General features: G+C 58.2%; 21 protein-coding genes. 10 read left to right on the forward strand and 11 right to left on the reverse strand.

Annotated elements, in window-relative coordinates:
* Positions 1 to 130 precede the first annotated feature (130 nt).
* Positions 131 to 1,057 (reverse strand): GntR family transcriptional regulator, encoded by a 927-nt coding sequence (locus WCA10_RS13135; protein WP_472822981.1) that lies wholly within the window; start codon positions 1,055 to 1,057, stop codon positions 131 to 133.
* A gap of 10 nt (positions 1,058 to 1,067) precedes the next feature.
* The gene (locus tag WCA10_RS13140; protein WP_472822982.1) at positions 1,068 to 2,201 is read right to left on the reverse strand and encodes a lysostaphin resistance A-like protein; all 1,134 of its coding nucleotides are present in this window, start codon (positions 2,199 to 2,201) and stop codon (positions 1,068 to 1,070) included.
* Between the two features lie 209 nt (positions 2,202 to 2,410).
* Between WCA10_RS13140 and WCA10_RS13145 the strand changes: the two genes are divergently transcribed.
* Positions 2,411 to 3,400 carry a DHH family phosphoesterase gene (locus WCA10_RS13145; protein ID WP_472822983.1) on the forward strand — a complete coding sequence of 330 codons (990 nt, stop codon included), beginning with the start codon at positions 2,411 to 2,413 and terminating at the stop codon, positions 3,398 to 3,400.
* Positions 3,401 to 3,534: 134 nt separating this feature from the next.
* Positions 3,535 to 4,773 carry a hypothetical protein gene (locus WCA10_RS13150; RefSeq protein WP_472822984.1) on the forward strand — a complete coding sequence of 413 codons (1,239 nt, stop codon included), beginning with the start codon at positions 3,535 to 3,537 and terminating at the stop codon, positions 4,771 to 4,773.
* A gap of 82 nt (positions 4,774 to 4,855) precedes the next feature.
* On the opposite strand, the gene WCA10_RS13155 is transcribed toward WCA10_RS13150, so the two are convergent.
* Positions 4,856 to 5,470: an HAD family hydrolase gene (locus WCA10_RS13155; RefSeq protein WP_472822985.1), complete on the reverse strand. Its 615-nt coding sequence runs from the start codon at positions 5,468 to 5,470 to the stop codon at positions 4,856 to 4,858.
* A gap of 343 nt (positions 5,471 to 5,813) precedes the next feature.
* Between WCA10_RS13155 and WCA10_RS13160 the strand changes: the two genes are divergently transcribed.
* Together WCA10_RS13160 and WCA10_RS13165 are read left to right on the forward strand one after the other, a co-directional pair.
* Positions 5,814 to 6,194 carry a helix-turn-helix domain-containing protein gene (locus WCA10_RS13160; RefSeq protein WP_472822986.1) on the forward strand — a complete coding sequence of 127 codons (381 nt, stop codon included), beginning with the start codon at positions 5,814 to 5,816 and terminating at the stop codon, positions 6,192 to 6,194.
* Between the two features lie 346 nt (positions 6,195 to 6,540).
* Positions 6,541 to 7,359: an isoprenyl transferase gene (locus tag WCA10_RS13165; RefSeq protein WP_472823001.1), complete on the forward strand. Its 819-nt coding sequence runs from the start codon at positions 6,541 to 6,543 to the stop codon at positions 7,357 to 7,359.
* A gap of 10 nt (positions 7,360 to 7,369) precedes the next feature.
* On the opposite strand, the gene WCA10_RS13170 is transcribed toward WCA10_RS13165, so the two are convergent.
* Positions 7,370 to 7,795, reverse strand: a complete 426-nt coding sequence (locus WCA10_RS13170) for a type II toxin-antitoxin system VapC family toxin (RefSeq protein WP_472822987.1) — start codon at positions 7,793 to 7,795, stop codon at positions 7,370 to 7,372.
* A 320-nt stretch (positions 7,796 to 8,115) separates the two neighbouring features.
* On the opposite strand from WCA10_RS13170, the gene WCA10_RS13175 reads away from it, so the two are divergent.
* The 6 genes from WCA10_RS13175 to WCA10_RS13200 all read left to right on the forward strand — a co-directional run bounded on the left by WCA10_RS13175 (position 8,116) and on the right by WCA10_RS13200 (position 13,691).
* Complete coding sequence (locus WCA10_RS13175) at positions 8,116 to 8,292, forward strand: hypothetical protein (protein WP_472822988.1); 177 nt, start codon at positions 8,116 to 8,118, stop codon at positions 8,290 to 8,292.
* Between the two features lie 92 nt (positions 8,293 to 8,384).
* Positions 8,385 to 9,560, forward strand: a complete 1,176-nt coding sequence (locus tag WCA10_RS13180) for an AAA family ATPase (protein ID WP_472822989.1) — start codon at positions 8,385 to 8,387, stop codon at positions 9,558 to 9,560.
* A 53-nt stretch (positions 9,561 to 9,613) separates the two neighbouring features.
* Positions 9,614 to 10,462 (forward strand): phosphatidate cytidylyltransferase, encoded by an 849-nt coding sequence (locus WCA10_RS13185; protein ID WP_472822990.1) that lies wholly within the window; start codon positions 9,614 to 9,616, stop codon positions 10,460 to 10,462.
* 50 nt (positions 10,463 to 10,512) lie between these two features.
* Positions 10,513 to 11,667 (forward strand): 1-deoxy-D-xylulose-5-phosphate reductoisomerase, encoded by a 1,155-nt coding sequence (gene dxr, locus WCA10_RS13190; protein WP_472822991.1) that lies wholly within the window; start codon positions 10,513 to 10,515, stop codon positions 11,665 to 11,667.
* A gap of 57 nt (positions 11,668 to 11,724) precedes the next feature.
* Positions 11,725 to 13,164 (forward strand): RIP metalloprotease RseP, encoded by a 1,440-nt coding sequence (gene rseP / locus WCA10_RS13195; RefSeq protein ID WP_472822992.1) that lies wholly within the window; start codon positions 11,725 to 11,727, stop codon positions 13,162 to 13,164.
* A gap of 83 nt (positions 13,165 to 13,247) precedes the next feature.
* Positions 13,248 to 13,691: an acyl-CoA thioesterase gene (locus WCA10_RS13200; protein WP_472822993.1), complete on the forward strand. Its 444-nt coding sequence runs from the start codon at positions 13,248 to 13,250 to the stop codon at positions 13,689 to 13,691.
* A gap of 18 nt (positions 13,692 to 13,709) precedes the next feature.
* Here the strand turns inward: WCA10_RS13200 and WCA10_RS13205 are convergent, their stop codons facing one another.
* The 7 genes from WCA10_RS13205 to WCA10_RS13235 form a co-directional block, all read right to left on the reverse strand.
* Positions 13,710 to 14,369 (reverse strand): HNH endonuclease, encoded by a 660-nt coding sequence (locus tag WCA10_RS13205; RefSeq protein ID WP_472822994.1) that lies wholly within the window; start codon positions 14,367 to 14,369, stop codon positions 13,710 to 13,712.
* A gap of 62 nt (positions 14,370 to 14,431) precedes the next feature.
* Positions 14,432 to 15,526 (reverse strand): 4Fe-4S binding protein, encoded by a 1,095-nt coding sequence (locus tag WCA10_RS13210; RefSeq protein WP_472822995.1) that lies wholly within the window; start codon positions 15,524 to 15,526, stop codon positions 14,432 to 14,434.
* A gap of 89 nt (positions 15,527 to 15,615) precedes the next feature.
* The gene (locus WCA10_RS13215; protein ID WP_472822996.1) at positions 15,616 to 17,775 is read right to left on the reverse strand and encodes a VWA domain-containing protein; all 2,160 of its coding nucleotides are present in this window, start codon (positions 17,773 to 17,775) and stop codon (positions 15,616 to 15,618) included.
* A 2-nt stretch (positions 17,776 to 17,777) separates the two neighbouring features.
* Positions 17,778 to 20,783, reverse strand: coding sequence for an outer membrane beta-barrel protein (locus WCA10_RS13220; RefSeq protein WP_472822997.1), 3,006 nt, complete (start codon positions 20,781 to 20,783; stop codon positions 17,778 to 17,780).
* 21 nt (positions 20,784 to 20,804) lie between these two features.
* Entirely contained in the window at positions 20,805 to 22,703 is a 1,899-nt protein-coding gene (locus tag WCA10_RS13225; protein ID WP_472822998.1) for a M56 and DUF3738 domain-containing protein, read from the reverse strand.
* The gene (locus WCA10_RS13230) at positions 22,700 to 23,083 is read right to left on the reverse strand and encodes a BlaI/MecI/CopY family transcriptional regulator (RefSeq protein ID WP_472822999.1); all 384 of its coding nucleotides are present in this window, start codon (positions 23,081 to 23,083) and stop codon (positions 22,700 to 22,702) included. Before WCA10_RS13230 ends, WCA10_RS13225 begins: the two co-directional genes overlap by 4 nt.
* Before the next feature lie 78 nt (positions 23,084 to 23,161).
* A partial coding sequence (locus WCA10_RS13235) for a TIGR03435 family protein (protein WP_472823000.1) occupies positions 23,162 to 24,246 on the reverse strand: 1,085 nt, incomplete at its 5' end.

Below are 24,246 nucleotides of genomic sequence, written 5' to 3' on the forward strand. Positions count from 1 at the left end.
GATTGCTTGCTCCTTCTATTCCAACTGGACGCAATGCTAGGAGCGCATGCGAGACGATATGAGTGTGGTTGGGACAGTTTCTTTGCTGTCACAACCTGAGGGTGCGCATCGGAATTAGGCCTGACGCTAGTTACGGGGCGGAAAGGATCGCTTCTTCGCGGGTGCGGAGATCGGCGAGTGATGGCTCGCCGAGGAGGCGGAAGATGATGGCGTGACAGGCGGCGGGCAACTCCTGGGCGATGGCGGCGTCGCAGACAACGGCTGCGGTAGCTTCGAGGCCGCGTTTCCACCCTGGCCTGGTGGCGTCGCGGACGAGCAGGCACTCGGGGGCGAGGCCGGCGGCGACAAGCATGGTTTGGCCGATGCGCTGGAAGTCGGCCCAGCGGGAGACGATGCCTACCAGATCGGTGGAGTGGGCGGGCATGTAGCGCTTGAGGTACGACTCGAGCTCCGCAGTTACGGGATGAACCTGGAGGGTGGCGAGCTCATTGCCGGCCGGGAGCAGCTTGCGAACGGCGGCGGCCTTGCTGGGCAGGACGGCGGGCATGGATCCCTCAAGCAGGGTCGGTTTTCCGCAATCTTCTGGACCACAGCCAATGACGGGAAGAGACAGGGCTTGCTCCATTTCCGTGATGACGATGCCGCGCAATTCAGGATCGGGTTCGATGACGAGCCAGCGCGCGGGGGGCTCGAGCGCCAGCCAGCGTCGGAGGCGTGCTTTGAGCAAGGCGTCGGACGCGCCGAGCTTGCGGGCTTTGGCGGCAAGGTCGCCGATCATCTGGTCGAGGGCCATTTCAGGGCTGAGCGACGACTCGGGGCGCGTGGTGCGCACGAAGACTCCGCTGCCGTGGCGCATTTCAACCCAGCCTTCATTTTCGAGCTGGCGATAAGCGGCGCTGGCGGTGTTCGCATGGATGCCGAAGCGGCGCGAGAGATCGCGTGTGCTGGGCAGGCGCTGCCCCGGCGCAAGCTCGCGGCTGAGGATGCCGAGCACCACCTGGGTGATCAACTGCTCGCGCAGAGAAACTTCGCCGGTACGATTGAGCCAGAGCCGCATGCGCTTTCTTTCAGCTTGCCAACTGCTCCGTTGCTGCGGACGAGGAAAACTCCGCTGGCTTGGGGCGGCGGTAGATCACCAGCAGCCATGCCAGCAAGAGCAGCACGATGGGAATGATGAGCAGGCTGCCCTCGGGGCCATCCGTGCCTCCGCTCCACAGCGGATTGCCTGTGGGGGTTGTGCTTAGCAAGTGACCCGGCGCGACAAAACCGCTGTCGGCCGTGCCGTAGAAATACGTCTCGGCCCAGTCCCACGCCGCATGGCACCCGATGGCCCACCACGCCGATCCGGTAACCCAGATGCTGACGCAGAAGACGAAACCGATAAAGGCCGCGGCGAAAATGCCGATCCAGTTTTCACCGTGGTTCAGCGTGTGAATAAATCCGAAGCCGGTAGACGAGGCCCAGGCCGCCTGCCAGAACCCGGAGTTTTCAGCTCGTTTCAGCTGCAGCAAAAAACATGGAATGACACCGAGGCCCGCGAAAGCATAGACTCCCCAGATGCAATCGCCCGAAACGAACAATCGAGCGTAAATGCAGAGGCCTGAAACCAAAGCCAGCGCCCACCAGAAATTGATAGCGCGGGTCAGTGTGAATTGTGCATAGCAGCGAAATAGGCCTTCTTCGACGCATCCGACCAGAAGAAACGTGAGCGCCCATCCACCGGCATATAGAGCAAGTTTGGACGGGCCCAAAGACGCGCGCCCAATGTGGGCCCAGCCTCCCATGCTGAGCGAACCGATCAGCGCCGAGAGGGACACTGCGCCAATGGCCGTTCCGCTGACGAAATGGCGTAGCGCCCGTGCGTCTCTCAGGTTGTAGTCCGCGGGACGGCGCCGGGCAACGAGAAGCATGATGGCGCCCGCCCCGATCATCGCTAAAAACAGGACGAGCTCTGAGAAGAAAGCAGTCGATATCGACGCTTGCGTTGCGATCAGGTCCGGAACCGTCGCATAGACGATAGAGCCGAGAATGGCAACAAATAACCGGTACAGGCAGTAGAACAGGAAAATCAGCCAGCCCGCGCGTACACCTTCTGGACCGACGATGGCCCAGGAGAGACCGAACCGGCCCGGATACCGAGGTGTGTTTGAGGCTGGAGTGCTGGAATGTGGCCCCGTCTCTGTCTGCCGGGCGTCTCGCATGTCTCGTTGTATTTCCGGCTCCATCAGGCCCTCTTCACGAAGTTACTCCAGCTCAGATTCTATCCAGTTGGGCGGAATCGAGGGCTGCTTTCTACCGCGACAGCGATTTGCGCGGGGCTGGCAGGTGCGTCCGCCTTGACACAATCGGCCTCTCGCATGATGCTTAATCTTCCGGCCTTACCGGATTCTGGCTCAAGGAGTTGTGGCGGTTGCGGGTTAAAGTCTTCTATCACGACAAGTGCTTCGACGGAGCCTGCTCCGCATCGCTGTTCACGCGATTTCATCGCGAATGCATCGCAAAAGACGCCACGTACGACTACCACGGGCTGGTGCATCGGGCAGGCGCGCTCTTTGATGAGAGCGAGTTTACGGGCGATGAGAATGCAATTGTCGACTTCAAGTATTCTGCGTCGCCGCGGATCACATGGTGGTTCGATCATCATCTTTCGGCGTTCTTGACGCCGGCCGATCACGAGCATTTTCTCGCTTGCCAGACGGACCCAGTTTGCGGCTCGCGGAAGTTCTTCGATCCCAACTACACATCGTGTACGAGCTTCCTGGCACACATTGGGTCGACAAGGTTCGGATTCAACACGGAACCTGTCGCGGACATGATTCATTGGGCCAACATCGTGGATGGCGCTCTCTACGAGAGCCCCGAGGCCGCGGTGGAGATGGCCGCGCCGGCGATGAAGCTGACGCTGATTATTGAATCCACGCAAGACCCGGAGTTTATTCCCAGGCTGATTCCGCTGCTGACGGAGATGCCGCTGAGCGAGGTGTTGGCGCAGCCGTTTGTGGCGTCGCTGCTGCCGCCGCTGCTGGAGCGGCACCGGGAGGGCATCGAGCTGATCCGCAGCCGCAGCGAAGACGTCGATGGGACAATTTTCTTCGACATCACGGATCGACCGATAGAGGGATACAACAAGTTCATCCCGTATTATCTGCATCCGCAGGCGACGTATTCGATCGGCCTTTCGAAATCGAGCTTCCGCACGAAGGTGTCGGTGGGATCGAACCCGTGGACCAAGGCGGACCCCGCAAAGATGGTGAACCTGGCGCAGGTGTGCGAGCGCTACGGCGGCGGCGGTCATGCGCGCGTGGGAGCGATCAGCTTCCCGCCGGATCAGGCGGATAAGGCGCGACAAGCCGCGGCGGAGATTGTGGCGGAGCTGAGGGCGAAGGATCCCGTGAAGTAGCTTCTTCAGTCCTCAACGGTCAGCTGGTGGCGATAACGGTGACGTTTCTGTAATCCCGTTCTAGCAAAGCCAGGACGGGGACCCACGTTTTGGTAGAGTGGGCCCACGCTCTGCTGGCTTAACGGGAGAATGGAATGTTCAATCGCATGCGGAACCGTGCATTGATTTCGATCTTTTCGTTCGGTATGGGTGCGTTCGCCTTCTGCCAGAGCAAGACAGCGGAAATGACGACGATTGAGGGCTGTCTGTCTGAAAATTCTGGAGTCTTCGTGCTTGACAACGGCTTTGGCCAAGGGAGCACGATTTTGGTTGGGAATACGGTCGGATTGTCTTCTCACGTTGGCGACGAACTCAGTGTCACCGGGTTGATTCACGCCGCATCGAGCGGGGACGAAGCACGTGAGGCGTTGGATGTGTCGAGTTTCACGACGATCTTGAAGCGGCAACCCGGCGGGGTACAACCTCGAACCGGCGATTCAGGCACGTGGTCCAGTTTCAGGAGCGCAAAGTTCGGCGTTGGCATGCGAAATCCAGCAAAATGGACTGCGCCCGCAGAGGGACAGCTCGACATATCGGCGAATGTTGTGAATGACAAAGGGATTGAGTTTCTGCACGCGGGAGACTTGCCCAGGGACGTTTATCCCGATTCGAATTTTGTCGGGGGGCAGTTCGCATTGATTGTGAGCTCGGCAATCGCGAACGCGGGGAGCTGTCGGAAATTCGGAAAGGCAGAGGGCCCGGTGACCTCCCTGCGAGTAAGCGGCATTACTTATTCAGAGGCAGGAACAAGTTGGGTGGGGATGGGCACCGGTCACACCACGTACTCCCTTCACACATTTCAAAATGGATATTGCTACGAATTTGACCTCGAATTTGACGAGCAAAATGGAACAGGGATGGATCTGGCTTGCACGGTTCAGTGGCTCACCGGCGAGAATGAGCAGAAGCTTCTGAGATCGCTGGTCTCCCAAGTGTCGTTTGCTGTGCCCGAAACGCCGCCTGTGATCTCGCGAATGTCCCCTAGACTGCGACCCAAAGTGACTTCTTTGTTGGCATCTCCGTTGAATTCTGCCGTAGGCATGGAAATAGAGGTCTCCTGGGCAACGGAAGGAACGGATTACGTTCAACTGCGGTACCCCTGCATCCGAGGCTTCGATACCAACGGAATGGGGGGATTGCTGAGCGGCGTGGTGCCGTGCGGGCCGGTGACTGACGCAAATTATCCACCGAGCGGCTCAGGGAAGATCCTGCTGCTGAATCACGATTCGAACGCAGTTCCTTTTGCGCTGACGGTGATACCGTACCGGGATGGCGCAGCAGATGACAGGGGAGCGAAAGTAGTCACAGTGAATGTCCCTCCCCAGCTCAAGTAAGAGACGGCGACGGCTCTTACGCCGCGAGAAGAAGGTCCTTCTATCTCCTCCGGGCCATAACCATCAGGATATCCAGTGCGATTCACAGCCCAAGTTCTCTCGCTCGCCGCTTCATCGCTTCCAGGCAGAATGCGATGTGCGCGTCGAGGTCGACGCCTAGTTCGGCGGCGCCCTGAATTACATCTTCGCGGTTGACGCCACGCGCGAATGCTTTGTCCTTCATCTTCTTTCGAACGCCGGGGACTTCCACATCGGCGATGGCCTTGGTGGGCTTTACAAGGGCACAGGCGGTGAGAAAGCCAGCCAGTTCGTCGCAGGCGAAGAGCGCTTTGTCGAGATGCGTCACGCGGGGTACGCCGGAGTATTGCGCGTGGCCGAGGATGGCGGTGCGAAGTTCAGCCGGCCATCCCTGGCGCTCGAGTTCGCGCACTCCGACGAAGGGATGCTCTTCAGGAGTGGGATGGCGCTCGTAGTCAAAGTCGTGGAGCAGGCCGGTGGTTGTGTAGAGCTCGACAAAACGGGCGCGCTCGTCTCCGGAGAGGCCGAGCCGGTCGGCTTCTGCTTCTCCGCAAGCAGTCACACAGATCTCCACGGCCAACGCGTGCTTGCGGAGACTTTCACTCTGAGTCCACTCGGTGAGTAATTGCCACGCCTGTTCGCGGCCGAATTTTTTGTCGCTGTTCTCCGTCAAAGTCATCTCAGAATTTTACGTGTTGCACAGCTTGGTTCGCGTTTCTTCGGGTTGCTTCGGGCTTAATATGGGAATCTCCGGGTTGACCCTAAGTTTCTACTTGACAATTATGGTTCACTCGATCGAAAGTAGCACTTATCGCGGTGCAACTGATCGCGGGAGTTCCTTGCTCTGGCACTCCGCAACTCAAACGATGGCCACCACTCTTATTGGCGTGGAGACACGCGAAGTCGTGCGGTGCGATTTCTGCAGTTTGGTGCAATACAGAACCACCAACTCACTGTGCAGAAAATGTCGCAGGCCCCTTGATATTGAGGAGCCGGCACCTTTAACCCCACAACTGGTATCGATGCCGACAGTGGCTGCCTCTGCCGAAGCGGGCTTGCAGGTTGCAACGCAGGTACGCGAAATTCGCAGGGCGCGCCACTTGAGCCAGCGTCAGCTCGCCAGCCGGATGCAGGTGCCCCGCACCTACATCTCGAAGATCGAAAATGGCAAGGCGATTCCGACGCTGGGTTCGCTGGAACGGCTCGCTCATGCTCTCGAAGTGGACATGCGCCAGTTGGTGCGTGATTCGCGCAGCCGTCGTGAGGAAGAGGTAGCTTCGATTCTGTCGGACCCGTTCCTGGCCGAGATTGCGTCGATGCTGCCGCATCTGGACTCGCTGCACCGGACGCTGCTCTATGGTTCAGTGCGCGATATGGCTGCGGGACGGCGTCGCACGGCTTAGGCCGGTAGCCCAGCGATCCCCTTTCGTTTGCTCAATCTCTTCGTCCTTCTTGGGCGGACGACCGGTGCTTCACGCCGGTTGTCCGGCCGCTTTGTTTCGAAGATGACAATCGGTTCATCTGCGCCATAGTCGCGGGGCTTGCTGCGCATCCGATTGTGCTAGGCTCGAAGGTGTCGCCAGAATTCCCCGGCCGCCGGGGATTTTTCATTGGTTGACGATGATGCGGTGTCCTTTAGGCGCGTTGGGCTTGCGAGCTGGCTCCGGCTGAATCCTGCAAATGCGGAACGGGCATCGACCGAGAAGCGTAATAGATATCGTCGAGGCATTTTCCTTGCATCCAACTGGCATGCTGCGGATCGGTGAGCTTACCTCAGAGGAGCGCGCGATCTATAACACGCTCAAGCCTGAGCGTCTGCCCGAGCACGTTGCCATCATCATGGATGGAAATGGCCGCTGGGCAGGTCACCGATCGCTGAAGCGGTTTCTGGGGCACCAGCAGGGCGCGAAGAGCGTGCAACTGGTGACGGAAACGGCGTCGCGCATCGGTCTGCCGTGGCTGACGCTCTATGCCTTTTCGCTCGAGAATAATCTGCGTCGCCCGCGTGCCGAAGTCAATTTCCTGATGCGGCTGCTGAAGAGTTATCTCGAGAGCAACGTGCAGCGCATGATGGATAACAACGTGCGCATCCGCTATATCGGGCGTGTACACGAATTGCCCCACGAAGTGCAGGACAAGATGCAGTGGGCCCAGGAGACGACGGCGCGCAACTCCGGTACGACTCTCACTCTGGCGCTGAACTACGGAGCGCGGTCTGAGCTTGTGGATGCCTGCCGCGCGTTAGCCCGTGAGATGCAGGAGAAACATTTCGCTCCCGAACGCATCAGCGAAGAGGATCTGCATCGTCATCTCTATACCGCGCATATGCCCGATCCCGACCTGCTGATCCGGACTTCGGGCGAGATGCGGATTTCGAACTTCCTGCTGTGGCAGATCGCGTATACCGAGATTTTCGTGACCGAGCGGTTGTGGCCGGATTTCCGCGGGATCCACCTGCTTGAGGCGATTGCTGCTTTCCAGCAGCGCGAGCGCCGCTACGGCGGACTGAGCGAGAACGTGGGCGAAGTGGAAGAAGACCCCGAACAGATGAAAATCGCCGCGGGCTGATGAGCAGCACTCACAAAATCGGGGTATTGAAATCGGCGATGAATTGGATTCCTTGAACGTCGAGTTTGACAAGCTGTTTGTCACTCGTAAGGAAAAGGTCGATACCGGCCGAGGCCGCACAGGCCAGGTGAATGCAGTCGGCGACCTTGAGCTTTTCCTTCGCGCGGAGAAGGCTGAACGGCACGACTGCGCCCTGATCAAAGGGCAAGTAGGAGAATCCGATTTCTCTTAGAGTTTCTTGTACCTCTCGCGTCTTTCGCGGGTCAGGCGACTTCTCGGCGCCAGCCATCACCTCACCCAAAGCCAAATAGCTGGTAAAGAGCGTATCTCCGCGCTTAAAAGAACGTTCAAGTAGCTCCAGTACCCGCGGTGCGAATACGGGATGGTCTTCCAGGAGATAAATCGAGAGCATGCTATCCCAGAAGATGCGGCTCATGCCGCATCCTCTTCGTCGTAGCCTCGCACCCATCGAATGAACGCCTCGCCGCCGCCATATTCTGCCAATTCATCTTTCAACAGGCCGCGCAGTTTGCCGCCCAATCTATGTGCTCGGGCCTCCGGAGTCTCTCGTGCCTCAACAGGTCGTTCTTCGGATGAAAGTTCCGTGGCTCTCGATTGCTGCATGTGCTTTGTAACCCTGTATCGAACGACAACGGTCGGACTCATCTTGGACGGTGGACCATCTATGCCCTCGATTTCGAGGCCATTCTCTCGAAGGAATTTCCCTGTCTTTAGTGCGCTGCATACTTGGGGAGTATGGCCGCCTGGGAAACCTTCCGCCTGCAGATCGTTCAGCAGATCCTTGACTCGAATCGAGAAAACATCCTGACCTCTCAAGACCGCTGGTTGAACGTATTTTGCTTTGGCCAGGGTCCTGATTCTTTCGCTCAAACCAATGTTCATGATCTCTCTCCATCTGATAAAGAAGAATAAAAGAAATGTCTATATCCGTCAATAGAACATTCTTTATCTATTCGCATAGAACTTGAAGATGACACAGAGACTTTTCCGCTATTCTTTTCGCAATGATTCACACGCTCGCGGTGTCGGGTTACCGGTCTCTGCGCAACCTGGTGTTGCCGCTTGGGCGGCTCAACCTGGTTACGGGCGCGAACGGCACAGGCAAGTCGAGCTTGTATCGCGCTCTCCGGTTGCTGGGGGACGCGGCTTTGAATACCGTGGTGGCTTCGCTCGCGCGCGAGGGCGGATTGCCTTCGACTCTGTGGGCCGGCCCCGAGACGATTGCGCGCAGCGTCCGCAAGGGCGAGTTCCCCGTTGAAGGCACGCCGCGGCAAAAGACGGTGAGCCTGAAGCTTGGGTTTGCGGGCGATCCCTACAGCTACTGCATCGACCTTGGCTATCCTCCGCCGGCGCAGACGGCATTTCCGCTCGATCCCGCGATCAAGCGCGAGTGCATCTGGCACGGCGGCATCTACCGCAGGGCCTCAGTTCTGGTCGATCGCAATAACCGTCTCGTTCAACTGGCGCCAGGCACCACCGCAAAGCACGAAGAGCCTGTGGTCCTGACCAAAGACCTTAGTTCGACTGACAGCATGCTTGCGACGATTGGCGATCCGCAGCGCGCGCCGGAGATGCTGGCGGTGCGCGAGTCGATTCGAGGATGGCGCTTCTACGAGGGATTTCGGACCGATTCTGCCTCGCCGGTCCGAACTCCGCAGGTGGGCACCTTCACGCCGGTTTTGAACAACGACGGCACGGACCTGCCGGCCGCTCTCAAGACCATCCGCCTGTTTGGCGATCGCGCGGCACTCGACCGCACAGTGGAGGATGCTTTCCCCGGAAGCCATGTTGATGTAGATGAGCAGGGCGGACGCTTTGAAGTGCGCTTGCGCCAGCATGGGCTTTTACGACCGCTTTCGGCGGCGGAGCTTTCTGACGGAACGCTCCGCTATCTGCTGTGGACTGCAGCTCTGTTGACGCCACGAGCCCCGGAGTTGATGGTCCTGAATGAGCCGGAAACCAGCCTGCATCCCGATCTGCTTCCTGCGCTGGCGCGCTTGATCGTCCACGCGGCTGAGACTACGCAACTTGTGGTGGTCTCGCATTCGCAGCTTCTCATTCAAGCTCTCGGATTGAATCCAAAATGTAGCCGATTGCACCTTGAAAAGTCGTTTGGCGAGACAGTTCTTGAGGGCAGGACCCTGTTCAACACTCCGAAGTGGGAGTGGCCGGTCCGCTAACGCGAGCGTCAGGTCTCTACGTTGCGCCCCGGCGGTGTATCCTCAACCCTGGAATGAAACGAGTCCTGACCGCCCTGATTCTGGCGCCCCTGGTGCTGGCCCTTGTGTTTCTCGGTCCCATGTGGCTGATTACACTAGTGGTTGCCGCTGTGGCTATGGTGGCCGCGTGGGAATTCCTGGCGCTGACGGAGCATCGCGGCGCCAAGCCTCCGCGGATCGCAGTATTGGTGGCAATTGCTGCCCTTTTTGCGGGGAATTATGCGATATATGTGGGCAGTTTTCAGTGGCCTGACGGCACTCTGACGCTCTTTGGAGTGCTTTCAATCGGCCTTCTCGTTTACTGCACGTTTGCATCGCCGGTTGATCGTGCATTGGCGGATGCTACCGCGTCCATTTTTGCGCTGTTTTATCTCGGTCTTACCTTGATTCCGCTGCCGATGCTGCGGGAAGCCACCAACGGCCCGTCGTTGCTGGCGTTTCTGTTCCTCACGGTGTGGGCCGGCGATACGGTGGCGATGTTTGCGGGACGGATGTTTGGAAAACGGAAGATGGCGCCAAATCTCAGCCCCAATAAGACCTGGGCCGGAGCGATTGGATCGGTTGTGGGAGCGGTTGCGGTGGCGGGAAGCCTGCTCGGACTGAGTTCTTACCTCGCGCAATGGAACTCGGTAAAGCTGTCGTTTGCCGACGCGCCCGTGTGGTATTGGCTGGTTCTGGCGGTGGGGGTGAACGTGGCGGCGCAGGTCGGCGATCTGGCCGAATCCGCATTGAAGCGCTCGGCCGGCGTGAAGGACTCCGGAACGCTTTTGCCGGGACATGGAGGCATGCTCGATCGCATCGATGCGCTCCTGCTGGCTGCGCCCGTGCTGTGGTACGCTCAGATCATCCGCCTGCGATTTTAGGCACGCGACATACACTCGTTTGTTATTGCTGCACATGGACTTAGCGAATTTTGAAACGGCTCGCCATTCTCGGTTCTACCGGCTCAATCGGGCAGAGCACCCTATCCATTGTTGGGCAGTTTCCCGATCGCTACCAGGTGGCGACGCTGGCGGCTGGGCGCAATGTCGACGAGGCGTTCGCGCAGGCTGTGCGGTGGCGACCGAAGGCGGTTTCGCTGGCAACGGAAGATCTTGCGGATAAGCTGAGTGCTCGCCTGAAACGGGCAGGAGTGACCGGAATCGACGTGGTGCACGGAATGCAGGGTACGGTGGCGTGCTCCACGCATCCCGAGGCGGACTTTGTAGTCTCGGCCATCGTGGGCGTGGCGGGCCTTGAGGCAACGCATGCGGCGATTCTTGCCGGTAAGCCTGTGGGACTAGCAAACAAAGAATGCATGGTTGCGGCCGGCGAGATTTTGACTGCTGCGGCACGCGAACGCAATGTGCCGATTCTTCCTATCGACAGCGAACATAACGCGGTGCATCAGTGCATGCGCGTGGGTTCGCATGCTGAGGTGAAGACGATCTGGCTGACCGCCTCGGGTGGGCCGTTCCGGAAGACCCCACTGGCCGACTTTGCCGGGATCACGCAGGAACAGGCGTTGAAGCACCCAACCTGGGTGATGGGGCGTCGGATCACGATTGATTCGGCCACCATGCTCAACAAAGGTCTGGAGATTATCGAGGCATGCCGGCTGTTCGATGTACCGCCAGACAAGGTGCGGGTAACGGTGCATCCCCAGTCGACGGTGCATTCATTGGTAGAGTATGTTGACGGGTCGATCCTGGCGCAGATTTCGGTGACGGATATGAGGCTGCCGATCCTGTATGCGCTGGCGTTCCCTGAGAGGCCGACGTCGACCTTAACTTTTGACCTGGCAGCGCTGCGGCATCTGGAGTTTGAGGAGCCGGATTTTGAGCGCTTCCCCTGTTTACGTCTTGCCTATGAGGCAGCGGCAAAGGGAGGAGCCCACTGCATCGCCCTCAATGCGGCGGATGAGGTTGCAGTAGAAGCATTTCTGGGGCGCAAGATCCCGTTTACCGGCATTCCGGGTACAATTGAAAAGGTACTTGCGTCCACGCCGGAGTCGCACCCCGCAACCATCGCGGAGGTGCTTGCATCGGACCGGGAAGCGCGTCTAAAAGCCCACGCGCTGGTTGCCTGAGTCTGCCCGATTCGCGTGTGCCGCGACGTGCCGTGAGAGGTCTGAATCATCTCGTTTATGCATGATTTTTTTGTTTCTGCAGTAGCCTTCATCGTTCTTGTCGGCGTGATGGTGGTGGTTCACGAATTAGGCCACTTCCTGGTAGCCAAGCTCTGCGGAGTGCGGGTGGAAGCCTTTTCGGTCGGGTTTGGTCCGCGGCTTTTCGGCGTGAAATACGGTGACACCGACTACAAGGTATGCCTGCTGCCCCTGGGCGGATTCGTAAAGATGACAGGCGAGAATCCGGGTGAAGTCGCCATGGTTCCCGGAACGCCGGTGGTAGTTCAGGCATTGGAGAGGCTCCACGGTCAGGACGCACCGGAGATGCCTGCCGATGGGACGTTGGTGGAGGATCCAGGCTCATTCATGGCCCATCCACGCTGGCAGCGGATGCTGATTGGCGTGGCAGGTCCGGCCTTCAATTTTCTGCTGGCCTTCGTGCTGATGGTTATTTACTTCAACTTCATCAATGAAGTGCCGGATATCCGGACCACAAAGATGGAGTGGGTGACTCCCGGTTCCGCCGCGGACCAGGCCGGGTTGAAGCCCGGCGACATTATTTCCGCGTTCGGCAACGTGGCGCATCCCGATTACCAGAAATTCCACGACCTTGTCGGAGATGACGCAAACAAGACGGTCCCCGTTACGGTCGATCGCGATGGCGTCACTTTCCAGACTTCGATCCATCTGCCGGGAAGAATCGATGCGCTGCACGACGATTTGAGCAAGGCGGGACTCTTCGTGCAATACACGCAGAGTCCGATTCAGATCGACCAGGTAAGTCCAGGTTCACCGGCGGAGCACGCGGGATTGAAGTCGGGCGACAAGATTGTCTCCGTCGATGGTCATCGGTTCCACACGGTGCTTCCGCTGGTGGATTACATGCAGACGGGCAAGGGCAAGCCGGTGACCGTGACCATCGAGCGCAAAGACGTGACGCTACCCCCGATCATGATCCACCCCTACACGCAGGACGGTGGATGGAGGCTTGGATTCCTTCCCGCCGGGCCGGAAAACATTCCGGTGCGCGCCGAACCGATGGATTTTTCGAGCGCAATCGCCGAATCGCGCGACTTCTGCGCGGAGAACTCGCTGCTGATCGTTAACGTGCTCGAGAAACTGCTGACACACCAGGTCTCGGTCAAGCAACTCTCCGGCCCGGTCGGAATCGCAGTTGCCGCGGGGCAGGCTGTGAAGGAGCCTTATTGGTCGGCAAAATTCGGCCTGGCCGCGAGCATCAGCCTGAACCTTGGAATCCTTAACTTGCTGCCGTTCCCGATTCTGGATGGGGGCATGATCCTGCTGCTGATGATCGAGAGCATCATGCGGCGAGACATCAGCATGATGGTGAAGGAGCGCATCTACCAGGCCGCATTTGTGGTGCTGATTGCCTTCACCGCGTTCATCATGTTCAACGACTTCAGCAAGCTGCAGATGTTCTCGCACCTGAAACCGTAAGAACAGGGATCGGGGTTCAGTGATCAGTTTTTCAGTCTCTTATGAACCCTGAATCCTGACCCCTGACCCCTGAGGCTTGATCGATGCCAGTGATTACCCACCAGGTGCGCGTGCGTTATGCAGAGACGGATCAGATGGGCATTGTCTACTATGCCAACTACCTCGTCTGGTTTGAACTGGGGCGTGTAGAGTTGCTGCGCTCGCTGGGACTCGCGTACAGCCAATTGGAGAAAGAGCACGAGTGCATTCTGCCGGTGGTGGAAGCTACGTGCAGGTATCGATCTCCTGCGAAATACGATGATGAGATTTTGATTGAGACGCGGCCTGCCATGCTGCGGGGATCGGTGCTGAAGTTTGCCTATCGCATTCTGCGCAAGGGCGCTGACGGCGCAGAGCCTGCTCTGTTGGCGGAAGGCGAGACGGTGCACGTGGTGTGCGACGATCAGTTAAAGCGGAAAGCTCTGCCGGAACACTACGCGGCGGCGTTGCGCGAACTGATGCCCGAACGTCACGGCCAAACGAAATAGTCCGCTTGCGATGCCTAGTCAATCGGCGCGTGAGTTGCATTCAGCGCAAGTCGTAACAAGGTTATCAGCGCTTTCGTCGCCGCCATCTGCGGGAGATCGTACATAATCCGTCGTTGCAGTGAACCGGGTGAGTTGCTTTTGGCATCGGCGGCACTTGTAGCCGTCGCGCTCGAAAACCTGCATGCGTTTTTCGTGAGCACCCTTGTTGGACAGGGGAAACAATGCCGGTTCCTCGGCCATTCGCTCAGCGCGGAATTTGCGGCATGCCTCAATCTCATCGGGGATGAGGACGCGATAGAGAGTTCCCTGGCGATTCGGTTCGCCCATCTTCTGGATTGCGCCGATCTCTTCGAGCGCGTGCAGCGTGTCCTGCACTTTGCCGATGGAGATGTTGTTCTCCGCGGCGTTGGTGTAGGACGATTTGACCACCGCACGGCGCAGGCTACTGCGGCTGACGCGAATCTGCGGGTTGCCGTCCTTCGCGATGGAATGGCGGAAGAGAAACCAATAGAATGCCGCGTCGTAAGCGGTGAGAATGGGCTGCAGGTCGTCGACGATTTCGCCGATGATGTCCGGCAATTCGAGGGCAGAGAAGCCCGCATCGCCTTGGGGTGAGGATGCGTCCTCCATTTCCAGCTCAGCCAGAAGCTGGCGTATCTTTTCGATGCGCGGATTCACTGGAAAGCATTCTACGCCGCGAGTCCGCGACGGCGCTTGGCCATTCGGAATGGCGATGGGCGCTACATCCCAGGGTGCGTCAGTTGGTTAGCGCGAGGAACAAGCTGCATGTAGATCGACTGAGGCAGGTTGGTCTGCCAGTGATTGGTGGCGCGGGCGAAGAGAACTACGCCAAAGAAGATATACGCCAGAACTGCGCAGAAGGCGAGCGGCGTGATCACACGCCGCCGCCAGCGTTCGGTTAAAGTATCCGCGCGACGCGGCGGAAGCGCGAATTGCAGCGCATCCTGCGTGGAGCAGGCTGCTACGCATTCCATGCAGCCGGTGCATTCAACGGTGCGAATCTGAACCAGCTTGTCGACCTGGATTCCGGCGGGACATGCCTTGGCGCACTTGCCGCAGTCGATGCAGGCGTCTTTGTCGCGTCGGATCTTCACGGGACTCAACAACGACGCGATCCCCATGAGCGCGCCGTAAGGGCAGAGATAGCGGCACCAGAAGTTCTGTACAAGCGCGGAGAGCAACATCAGCAAACCGATGACGATGGCGGCTGTGAGCCCAATGTCGCGGAAAAAGTTCAGCATCTTGACATCGGCGACGAGACCGTACGGCGTCGCCATGAAGTCCTCGAGCGCCGCCGCGGACATGACACCGATGACGGCGACGAAGAGGCCGAGCAGCACGTATTTCAAACCGCGCAATGGAATGTCGAACCAACGCGGGAGGCGCAGATTACGACCGAAAATCCGGCGGCCAAACTTCCACAGAAACTCAGAGAATGTGCCAACAGGGCAGAGCCAGGAGCAGAATGCCTTCTTCATCAGCAGGCTCATCAGCATGAAGCCGATGAAGAGAAACATGGCGGCTGGATGGATCTGCAGTACATGGCCGGTAAGCAGAAGGTACTTCGTATTCATCAGGCCTGCGATGGGAAGCCAGCCTTCCACGCCTGCCGGACGCGAAACGAGGAAGCCGGTGCCGCCGCGTTCAAAGTAGCGAGTCCAGAGGTAGAACTGGAGGCCGAGCCAACCATTCAGGAGCAGGAACAGTCCCTGAACGATGTGACGCGCACGCTGGGAATGATCCGGCGCAAAGCGGCGGATAAAGGATTTCTTAGGCTTCTGAAATTGCAGCGGTTGGGCGGGTTGCGTGGCCATAAGGTGGCTCTCTTAAGCACACCTTACCTGCAAATTGCGAGACGGGCAGCGACTTAGGTCACAGGAAGCTGGAGCGCAGTTTGCGCAGATCATTGCGCAATGACGACCGGCGCACGCCAGAATGCGGCTTTTCCGGTTGAAGGGTCGAGCACTGTGACCTGGCACTCGTATTGGCCTGGCTTGAGATTGGCAGCGCTCACGTCGAAATTCAGTGGCGCGACACCCAGCCTGGTTGCTGAGTTCGGAGCGACGGCGATAGGTTGTGTCTTCAGAGCTTCGGCGCCATTGTTGTAAAGCGTCACGAAGGCCATCAAGGGTTGTGGTGGGCCTTTCGATGTAGGGGCCGGCGCATTGGAAGAAGCTGATGCGAACGCAGACGGTTTGTATGCCTGCAGGTATACGAAGATGTCGCGACTCTGGCTGAAGACTCGGGTTACGCTGGGCACAAGCTTTTTGCCATCCTGCACCAGCGGATTCACGGCGTCGTCCTTGGCGCGATCCTTGGCTTTTGCGGCGTCGTAGATCGCATCTTTCAACACAACGCGCTGGCTGCTCAAGACTACTGAGCTGATCGGCACACGCTTGTCTTCCTTGTTCAGGTTCGGAATCACGAAGGTGGTCTGAAAGGTTCCGATGCGGCCCGTCTCGTCGTCGCGCGCAAGAAACTTGATCATGTATTTGCCGGGCAGAAGCGTGAATCCGGTGTCGTATTCGATGGGCCGATGCGCGAGTTCGGCGGCCGTTGCATCGGAGAGCTTGACGTTCACGAAGTCGCGCACGTTCGACACCGTGGTTCCGCCGACCATGTCCTTGATTTCGCCGACGAAGTCGATCAGCGTGTGCTCGGCGCCTCCGCGCTTCGCCAAAGCCAGTTCGCGACCGGGAATTTTGACGATGATGGGCACAAAGTATTCGGCGCGATTGAGCTGGAAGTGGTCGATCTCCATGGCGATTGAAAGTTCGGTGACGGGATCTTCAAGCATGAGCGCGTCTTCCAATTGGCGCTCCTTGTCGACGGCGGTGAATTTACTGAATTCCTTGTCGGCGTAGTAGCCCTGGCGGTAATCGAGCTTCGCTTCGAGGTTCTGGTTGAGGCTGATCTTTACGCGACGGAATCGGCCGTTCTTTGCGGGGTTGGTGGTGTAGTAGCCGATGATGTAGTAGTCGGAGATGGCATCCTGCGCGTGAACAATTCCACTGTCGAGGTCGTTGGTATCGAGCAGCGCTTTTCCACCGGTGTCGGCGGCGAGGGAATAGAGCGTGTCCTGCGAATACTGGAAGCTGGCGGTCACGGCGTTGGCGGCGGCGCCGGTATAAATGCTGGAATTTCCCTGCGATCCCTGGGTCGCGTCGCCTAACGGAGCCTGTGCGACGAGACCGCGTGCATCGATGGGCCAAAAGGTGACGCCGGCCTTGATGGCGGCATCGACCGTGGCGTGCATCTGGGCCTGGTTATCGACCCCGTTGAGGCGGAGGCCGCCTGCAAAATAGATGAGCGACTTTTTCTCATTGAGCTGGCCCAGCATGTGAGCAGCCGTCTGCAGCGCGGAGAGCTGGCGGTCGGTGTTGAAGATGTTGAACTCGCTATCGTCCTGGCCAAAAGCGGCGCCCGTATCGGAGGCGCTTGCATCATCCACATCTTCAGCTGAATCCTGGCCCTCGCCGACGATCATGGTCTCGAGAATGCTGAGCAGCCGATCGCGATCCTGGGTAAAGTCCTGCAGAATGTCGACGGAACCGGTGTTGTATCGCATGATCGCGACGAAGTCGACGGAGGTCATCTGCGTGCGGATGAACTGTTCGGCAGCCTGAAGGGCGCGCAACTGGTCGGCAGGCCGCATCGCGGACATATCGAAGTAGAGGGCCAACAGGCGGCGATTTTTGTAGCGTTCGTTATTGGTGAACTCGGGGGCAATTCTCTCGCGCGCCAGGCGCTTGTATATCTTAAGATCCTCTTCGCTGCGCTTCGAAGGGGGCAGAGGTTTTGCAGTCTCAGCCAGGTCCTGGTGCTCGCAGAACTTGATGGTCTGGGGGACGTTGTCTTCGGTCACAGAGAAATCTTTCGCCGTCAGGCCGCGAACGGGATTTCCCTGCTTGTCTTTGACGACGACGGCCTCAACTACAAGCTGCACCTTCACTGACATGGTGTAGTTGTCTTGTCCGTCCGCAGAACGATTCTGGCCGATCTGCTGCGCGGTGGACGAGGCGGCAAAGATAGAAGCCAGAAGCAACGTGGCGAGTTTGCGCATCGTCAGAACCTCACTCGCATGGTGGCTTGCAGGCTGCGCATCGGATTGACCGCTTGCGGCAGGCCAAACTGTGCGCTTTCAAGCGTGGTTATCCAGCTGCCGAAAACAGCATGATTCATCAGGTTTGTTGCATCGATGCGGGCATCAAGGTAAAAGTGCTTGCTGGGGCGAAATGTGCGCTGCATGGCGCCGTCGAGGCTGAACTGGCCCGGTCCGGTGATGGAATTTCTGCCCGCCGAGCCCCAGGCGCCGGCGGCAGGCGCAGCGAAGGCTGCTGGGTTGATGTGCGCTCCGTTCTGCCCGCCATAAATCGGGGCGCCGGTAAGACTCGGCCGCAGCGGACCGATCCAGCCGGTACCAGGAACTGCCACGGGAATCACGGGCGTTTCAGGCATGCCCGTACCGACATTCAATTGCGTTAGTAAGGTCCACTCCTTCAGAGCCCGGCCGCGCCAGCCACCAAACAATGTTCCGCCTTCGAGACCTTGACCGGTAGTGTATTGCGCCTGCAGGCTGAGGAGATGACGCTGATCGAAAGAGGACAAGGCTCGCTCGGCTTTCAGGTCGAGCCAGTCCTGCGCGATCTGGGCGCGTGCAGAGGATGACGCAGCTGAGCCGGATGAGAAGTCAGTCTGCGAAGCACTGGACTGATGCCCCTGCCCGCCGAGCATGGCGTCGTCGTCAATCGATTTTGAATAGGTATAGAGCAGCGATGCTGCAAACCCGGCGCGAAGCCTGCGACGCAGTTGGATCTGTCCCGATTGCCGCGTGGAATTTCCACCGGAGGTTTCGTAGACGAATCCTAACGGGCAATCCGGGCAAGGATTTGCTGCCCCCAGTGGATAGCTATTGGGCAGGAATTCCTGCACTCCGTGCGTGCCTTTTACGCCGAGGTAGGTTGCCGTCATTTGCAGAGCCCATGGCATGTCGCGCTGTATCGAGACCTGCCAGGTTTGTGCGTAGCCTACGCGGAAGTTGGGGTCGATGGCGAAGGTATTGGATGTGGTGGTGGCACACTGTGTGAAACCGTTGGCAAGAGTGAGCGGGCAAGCCGGGGAATTCTGCTCTTTCACGCTTTTCGAGAGCGGCGCTTGTTGTGCGAGCTGCAGCATGGGCGAGAGATAGACCGACGTGTCGTCATAGATGCCGTAACCGGCGCGAATGACGATGGTGGAAGCGGGGATAGGCCGCCACGAAATACCGACACGCGGTTCAATGCCGAGCCGGTCGGGTCGCAACAGCGAATTCGGATATTTTGCGCCAGTCACGGTTCCGACTGGATTTGAGGCGACTACCGGCGCGGCCTGCGCAAAGCCCGGGGCCACGTCGAGATTCACGAGGCGGTCTTTCAACTCCGTCATCGGCGCCCCGTACTCCCAGCGCATGCCGGCGTTGATCGTGAGGATTGGCATCACGCGCCAGTCATCGGTAGCGTATGCGTCGTAGACGGTCTGGCGGAAATATTTGTCGGCGTTGCCAAACGCGATCGAGCTGGCATCCGGAACGCCAGTAAGAAAGTCGCCAAAATCGGATCCAGTTGACGCACCCGTGAACGTGAAACTGCCGCGTGGATCCTGCTGGAAGTAGTCGTTGAATTCCTGCTTGCGCAGATCGCCGCCGACGGTGATGTTGTGGTGGCCGCGGAAGAAATTGATGGACGCCGAGTAGCCGTCGGTTCGATTGCGATTGAATGCGCTTTGCGCATCAGAAAGAGCGGCGATTCCGCTGGAGAAGCTAAGTGCGGGCGGACCCCAATTCGCGGGGGCCTGATCATTGCCCGTGATGCCAGCTGCTGCTGAAATGTTTTGCTTGTTTTCAAATTCAGGCCGTACAAGCATGCGCAGGCGGCTGAAATGGTACCCGAGGTTGAGGAAGAGATGTTGGTTAAGCCGGTGCGACCAATTCGTGTTGGTGTTGAGGCCGAGCGTGTCGGTGGTGTCGACAAAGCTGAAGAGGTTGACACCATCGGCGCGCGTGCTCTGGAAGTTGAAGTTGCCCCAAATGCTATCTCTTCGACCCAGCGTCTTATCGAGTCGCGTTTGCAGGCTGTCTTCGTGGCTGCTGTTGAGTACGGGAATCTGGAAGTTGTATGACGGATTGCCTGAGATGTTGGGCAGAGGATAAAGCTGCAAAAGTGCCGCCGCCTGGGGACTCACTGGAAAAGTGGCGCCATCCACGATGCCCAGACGTTTGTCGAGCGTGGGAACGAGCGCGGAATCGGTTTGCGCAGTGTGGTTGCGGGTCCACTGGTAACCGACAAAGAAGTTTGGACCGCGCGGCAGAAGACGGGGAATTCTAATTGGACCGCCAATCGTGAATCCGGCGGTGATGCGATCGTAGACAGGCTTCGGTGTTGAAAATCCGCTGAGCGAGTATTGCCGCGCATCGAGCGCCGAATTATCGAGGATAAGACCGAAGCCTCCGTTGTAGAGACTCCTGGTGTTGAATCGTCGATTGCCAAACGCCTGGTTCAGCGAGAACTGCGAAGTCGCGGCATTGTTGACGCTGCCGTTGACAAGGAAGCCGTCTGAGCTTTGCTGGTTTGTGTCGTCGGGAGGTTTGGGCATCTCCGCAGGTGTCTGTTGAGCGGCACCGTTTTCCGGCTTCTTCTGATTCGCGGCTTGCAGGGCGGGCTTCGGAGTCGCGGGCTGAGGAGGAGGGGCCTTGGCGAGCGCCTGCAATTGATCGGTGGGCAAAAGTTTTAGTTCATATTTTGCGGCGGGCAGTTTTGGCGCGATCGTCACGTCGGCGGCGACAGTCTCGAAGCATGGCATCGTGACTTCGATTTTCCACTGACCGTCGGCAAGATCGTCGAAGTGAAAGACTCCGCCTTCGTCGGAGGTGACGCTGAGTGTTTTTCCATCCTGGGTTGCAGTGATGGTTGCGCCGGGAACGGGGAGACCGCCGAAGGTGATCTGGCCGTAGTACTCGGATGCGCCTGCGGCCTCGCAAGCGCATCCGAGCAATAGTACGCACCACAGCGTGGTTTTCGTGAGCCATTGCCTCAAGAGCATGCTCCCAACTCGACCTTAATTCTCCGTCGGCAGATCGATGTGATCGATCACGATTACATCCACCATGCCTTTTGTGGCCTGAAGCTTCAACCCAAGCTGCTCTTCTACGGCGGTAAAGAGTGATGGCCCGGTCTGATCGACTTGCATTTGTGGCTTTGGCCCACCTTCCGACGCGCCAGGCGGAGGCATCGGCATGTTATCCGGCGTGTAATCCAGAGTGAAATCGTATTCGCCGGTTAGTCCTGTCTTATCGACTACCGTGCGGCCCAACTGGCGCGAAAGAATATGCGCCAAAATGTCGATCGATGTACCGGTGGATTCGAGGTGGCCCGGGTTCATCATCATCATGCCTTTGCGCATCCGTGGCGGCCCGGCATTGCCTGACCTTGGCGTATCCCCTTGCTGCGGCGCTCCTGTCTCTGGTGGATCCTGATCTGTTTTGGTAGGCTTCATCTTTAATCCATCTTTGGCTACCACCAGGGCGTACATTGGCAGTTCCCGCTTTTCGCGGTGATACTTCAAGTGGAAGCGGTCTACGAGAAGTTGCAGCATCATCGCGTTGCGCTGGTCGACTTTAAGATCTTTGAGCTTAGATGCATTTTCCGGCTCAACCTTGGCTTCAATGTCATAACGGTTTGACTTGACCCAGGCAGGTTCGCCCAGAATGCGGTCCTCCTCAACGCCAAATGCCTGCGGCAGCAGCAATCGCATTGGCGCGCCGTGAAAGGACACTCCATCTGGCGTGATCATCATCCTGACTCGCCCGTCGTCGGCCTTGTATGGCTTGATACTGGACACGTCGTATTTGGGCAGGTCCGCGGGACTAGCAGAACTTTGCTCGGACTCCGCCGCCGCGCTCGAAGTGCTTTGTCCATGCAGCATCCCGATTCCAACGGGCGCTGCCAAAACTAATAGAGCCGCAGAGACGAGCAACGCCTTTCGCCCGAAACTCAGTGCGGTTCCGGGGCGTCTCGCCATGATATGCAATATGCGCACTTTCAGGTTGCCGCCTGAAACTCCGGAGATGCATGGCGTGGCTGGTTCAACGCAGAACGCACACACCTTAAGAATGCTCTCGGCATATGTTTCCGGTCGGGCATTTCGCTCAATTACGCTTTCATCGCAGGCTCGCTCGCGCTCCTCGTTCAGCTTCGTGCTCATCCATCGCACCAGGGGGTGGAACCAGAAGATCGCCTCTATCAGCGCATGGAATGCTGCGCTCAGGTTATCGCGGCGGCGCACGTGCTCAACCTCATGACACATGATCGCTTCGATCTGAGCATCGTTGAGCCGTTTAGAGAGGCCGACCGGCCAGAGAAGTACTGGCTTGATCACTCCAAAGACTCCCGGCTCGGTTTCACTTGGCGTGTGAGCCAGAAGGATCGGCTTGCTCATCCCAACGTTTCTCTCGACGAGGCGAAGTGCGTCGCATTCGCGGCCACCTGTGACGGGCGTAGCGTTTCGCGTCATTCCCGCGGCCCGGCGCCACCGCGCAATCCACATAATCAGCATGACGAGAAATCCGGAGAGCCACACTGCGGCAAACAGGATGGACGTGAGCTGAATCGAGTGCCCCGGCAAATTAGCCACAGCAGCAACTGGGTCGGGAGTCCGCGCCTCGTGGAATGGCTGGCCAAACTCCTCGACGATGACATAGACCGAAGGACCAGCTTGGGGTGACGGATTCCGCGTGGCCCAATGCGCGCCGAGGCCGCTTAAGAATGCAAACGGAACCAGAAACTTGATCGAAGCAATCATCCAGATCGCGTAACGCACGCGAGCCGGATTGGCTCGTAAAAGCAGCGTGAGCAGCCAGGCGATCAGAACCACGGCGGTCGACTGCCACAGATGGTTGATCAAAGCAGCCGTCCAGACTGGGCACCATGCAGGGGTAAAGAATCCAAGTGTGGTCATGATTCCCGCTCCTTGTTGAGACTCCGCAACAGCCGCTCTGCCTCTTTGACATCCTCCAGAGATAGCTTGCCCGATTCAACCAGATGCGTCATTACAGGTTGTGCATGTCCGCCGAACAGAGCCAGAAGGTCGTCCATGAGACGCCGCTGCGCGGCATCTCGGGAGATTGCCGGCCTAAATACATGAAAGTTTCCGACCTTTTTCAACCTGTGCACTATACCTTTTGCCTCCATCCGGTAGACAGTCGTCTGGATGGTTGTGTACGCAGGTCGTTTCTTTTCCGGGAAAGACTCCTGAATGTCGCGTATGGAGCACTCGTTTCCTGCCCAGAGCGTCTCCATAATTTTGAATTCGAGCTTCGACAATTTCGGTTGTGGCACTTGATCTCCTACACGTGTAGTAACAAATACCACGAGTGTTTGTATTGGTCAAGTGGGAGCGATCTGTGCGCCGCTCACTTAATTCGCTGTGGGCTTGTCCACGTGATCGATGGCAATGACATCGACGGCTGTCTTCTCCGCCGAAAGCTTCAGACCAAGCTCTTGCTGCACTGCGTCATAGAGGCTGGGGGCCGCAGCGGTGGCCGTGTCGGTCGAGCCGTTGTTGTTGCCCTGGTTGGGCATCGGCGGCGGGTGTCCGCCAAACTGCGAATCGTCGGGCGTAAATGTGCACTGATAGTCGAAGCGCCCCTGGATTCCCGTCTTGTCGACCACCGGCCGGTCGAGAACGAGGATCTGCAGGAAGCCGGTGAAATCAGAGATTGTGGCATTGACCATGTTCAGCGTGATTCCACCTGTGCTTGGTCTAATTCCGATACCCGGCAAGTTGCCGTGGATCTGGGTGGGTTTGAGCTTCTGACCATCCTTGCCCACGGTTAGAACGTATGCCGACATTTCGCGCTGATCGTGATGGAACTTGAGAGCGAAGCGGTCGGCCAGCAGCTTGCGAATCATGACCCTGATCTGTTCAGGATTTGGAACGCCTTCCTGCTCTGGCACGGCCTCAATGTCGTAGCGGTCTCTATCGAGCCAGTCGGGCGCGTTTACGATCTGCTTCGCTTGTACCTCATAGGCAAATGAGATTAAGTCGCCCAGAGATGAAGCACGCGTGATGAATTTCCGGCCGCGTATGACCAGACCCTGCATGCTTGTTGCGCCGGTGTTATTGGGCTTGATGGTGGCGACTTCAAAGTTTGGATCGGCATCGGCGGCCATGGGCTTGGGCGGAGGTTGCGGCTTGGGGATTTCCCATGCGGTTTCCGGCGTGGCGCGCGTGAGCACGAGGGGAAGGGAGCTACCTCCCTGGCTAGAGGCGCCATCGATCGTCTTTCCGTCTGCGCTCAGCTTGCCTGTATAGGTCAGATTGAAAAGCTTGAGGCTGAATTTCACGTCCTGACCGTTGAGCACCACGGAATCGAGATTGAACCCTTGAGCACCCTGATCAATGCTATAGAAAGTTCCTTTGTAATCGCCTTTGTTATCCTTTGTGATTTTGACGATGGTGCGCAAATCCTGACCGGCGTGCAGTGTGCCTTGCCATGTGT

The organism is Occallatibacter sp. (assembly GCF_049582745.1).
Taxonomy (GTDB): Bacteria; Acidobacteriota; Terriglobia; order Terriglobales; family Acidobacteriaceae; genus Telmatobacter.

Coding starts and splice junctions, on each gene's coding strand:
- WCA10_RS13175 (WP_472822988.1), top strand. CDS start 8,116: ATGGCCGCCTGGGAAACCTTCCGCCTGCAGATCGTTCAGCAGATCCTT.
- WCA10_RS13155 (WP_472822985.1), bottom strand. CDS start 5,470: ATGACTTTGACGGAGAACAGCGACAAAAAATTCGGCCGCGAACAGGCG.
- WCA10_RS13185 (WP_472822990.1), top strand. CDS start 9,614: ATGAAACGAGTCCTGACCGCCCTGATTCTGGCGCCCCTGGTGCTGGCC.
- WCA10_RS13160 (WP_472822986.1), top strand. CDS start 5,814: ATGCCGACAGTGGCTGCCTCTGCCGAAGCGGGCTTGCAGGTTGCAACG.
- WCA10_RS13140 (WP_472822982.1), bottom strand. CDS start 2,201: ATGCGAGACGCCCGGCAGACAGAGACGGGGCCACATTCCAGCACTCCA.
- rseP (WP_472822992.1), top strand. CDS start 11,725: ATGCATGATTTTTTTGTTTCTGCAGTAGCCTTCATCGTTCTTGTCGGC.
- WCA10_RS13215 (WP_472822996.1), bottom strand. CDS start 17,775: ATGCGCAAACTCGCCACGTTGCTTCTGGCTTCTATCTTTGCCGCCTCG.
- WCA10_RS13200 (WP_472822993.1), top strand. CDS start 13,248: ATGCCAGTGATTACCCACCAGGTGCGCGTGCGTTATGCAGAGACGGAT.
- WCA10_RS13135 (WP_472822981.1), bottom strand. CDS start 1,057: ATGCGGCTCTGGCTCAATCGTACCGGCGAAGTTTCTCTGCGCGAGCAG.
- WCA10_RS13210 (WP_472822995.1), bottom strand. CDS start 15,526: ATGGCCACGCAACCCGCCCAACCGCTGCAATTTCAGAAGCCTAAGAAA.
- WCA10_RS13150 (WP_472822984.1), top strand. CDS start 3,535: ATGTTCAATCGCATGCGGAACCGTGCATTGATTTCGATCTTTTCGTTC.
- WCA10_RS13170 (WP_472822987.1), bottom strand. CDS start 7,795: ATGAGCCGCATCTTCTGGGATAGCATGCTCTCGATTTATCTCCTGGAA.
- WCA10_RS13180 (WP_472822989.1), top strand. CDS start 8,385: ATGATTCACACGCTCGCGGTGTCGGGTTACCGGTCTCTGCGCAACCTG.
- WCA10_RS13165 (WP_472823001.1), top strand. CDS start 6,541: ATGCTGCGGATCGGTGAGCTTACCTCAGAGGAGCGCGCGATCTATAAC.
- WCA10_RS13225 (WP_472822998.1), bottom strand. CDS start 22,703: ATGACCACACTTGGATTCTTTACCCCTGCATGGTGCCCAGTCTGGACG.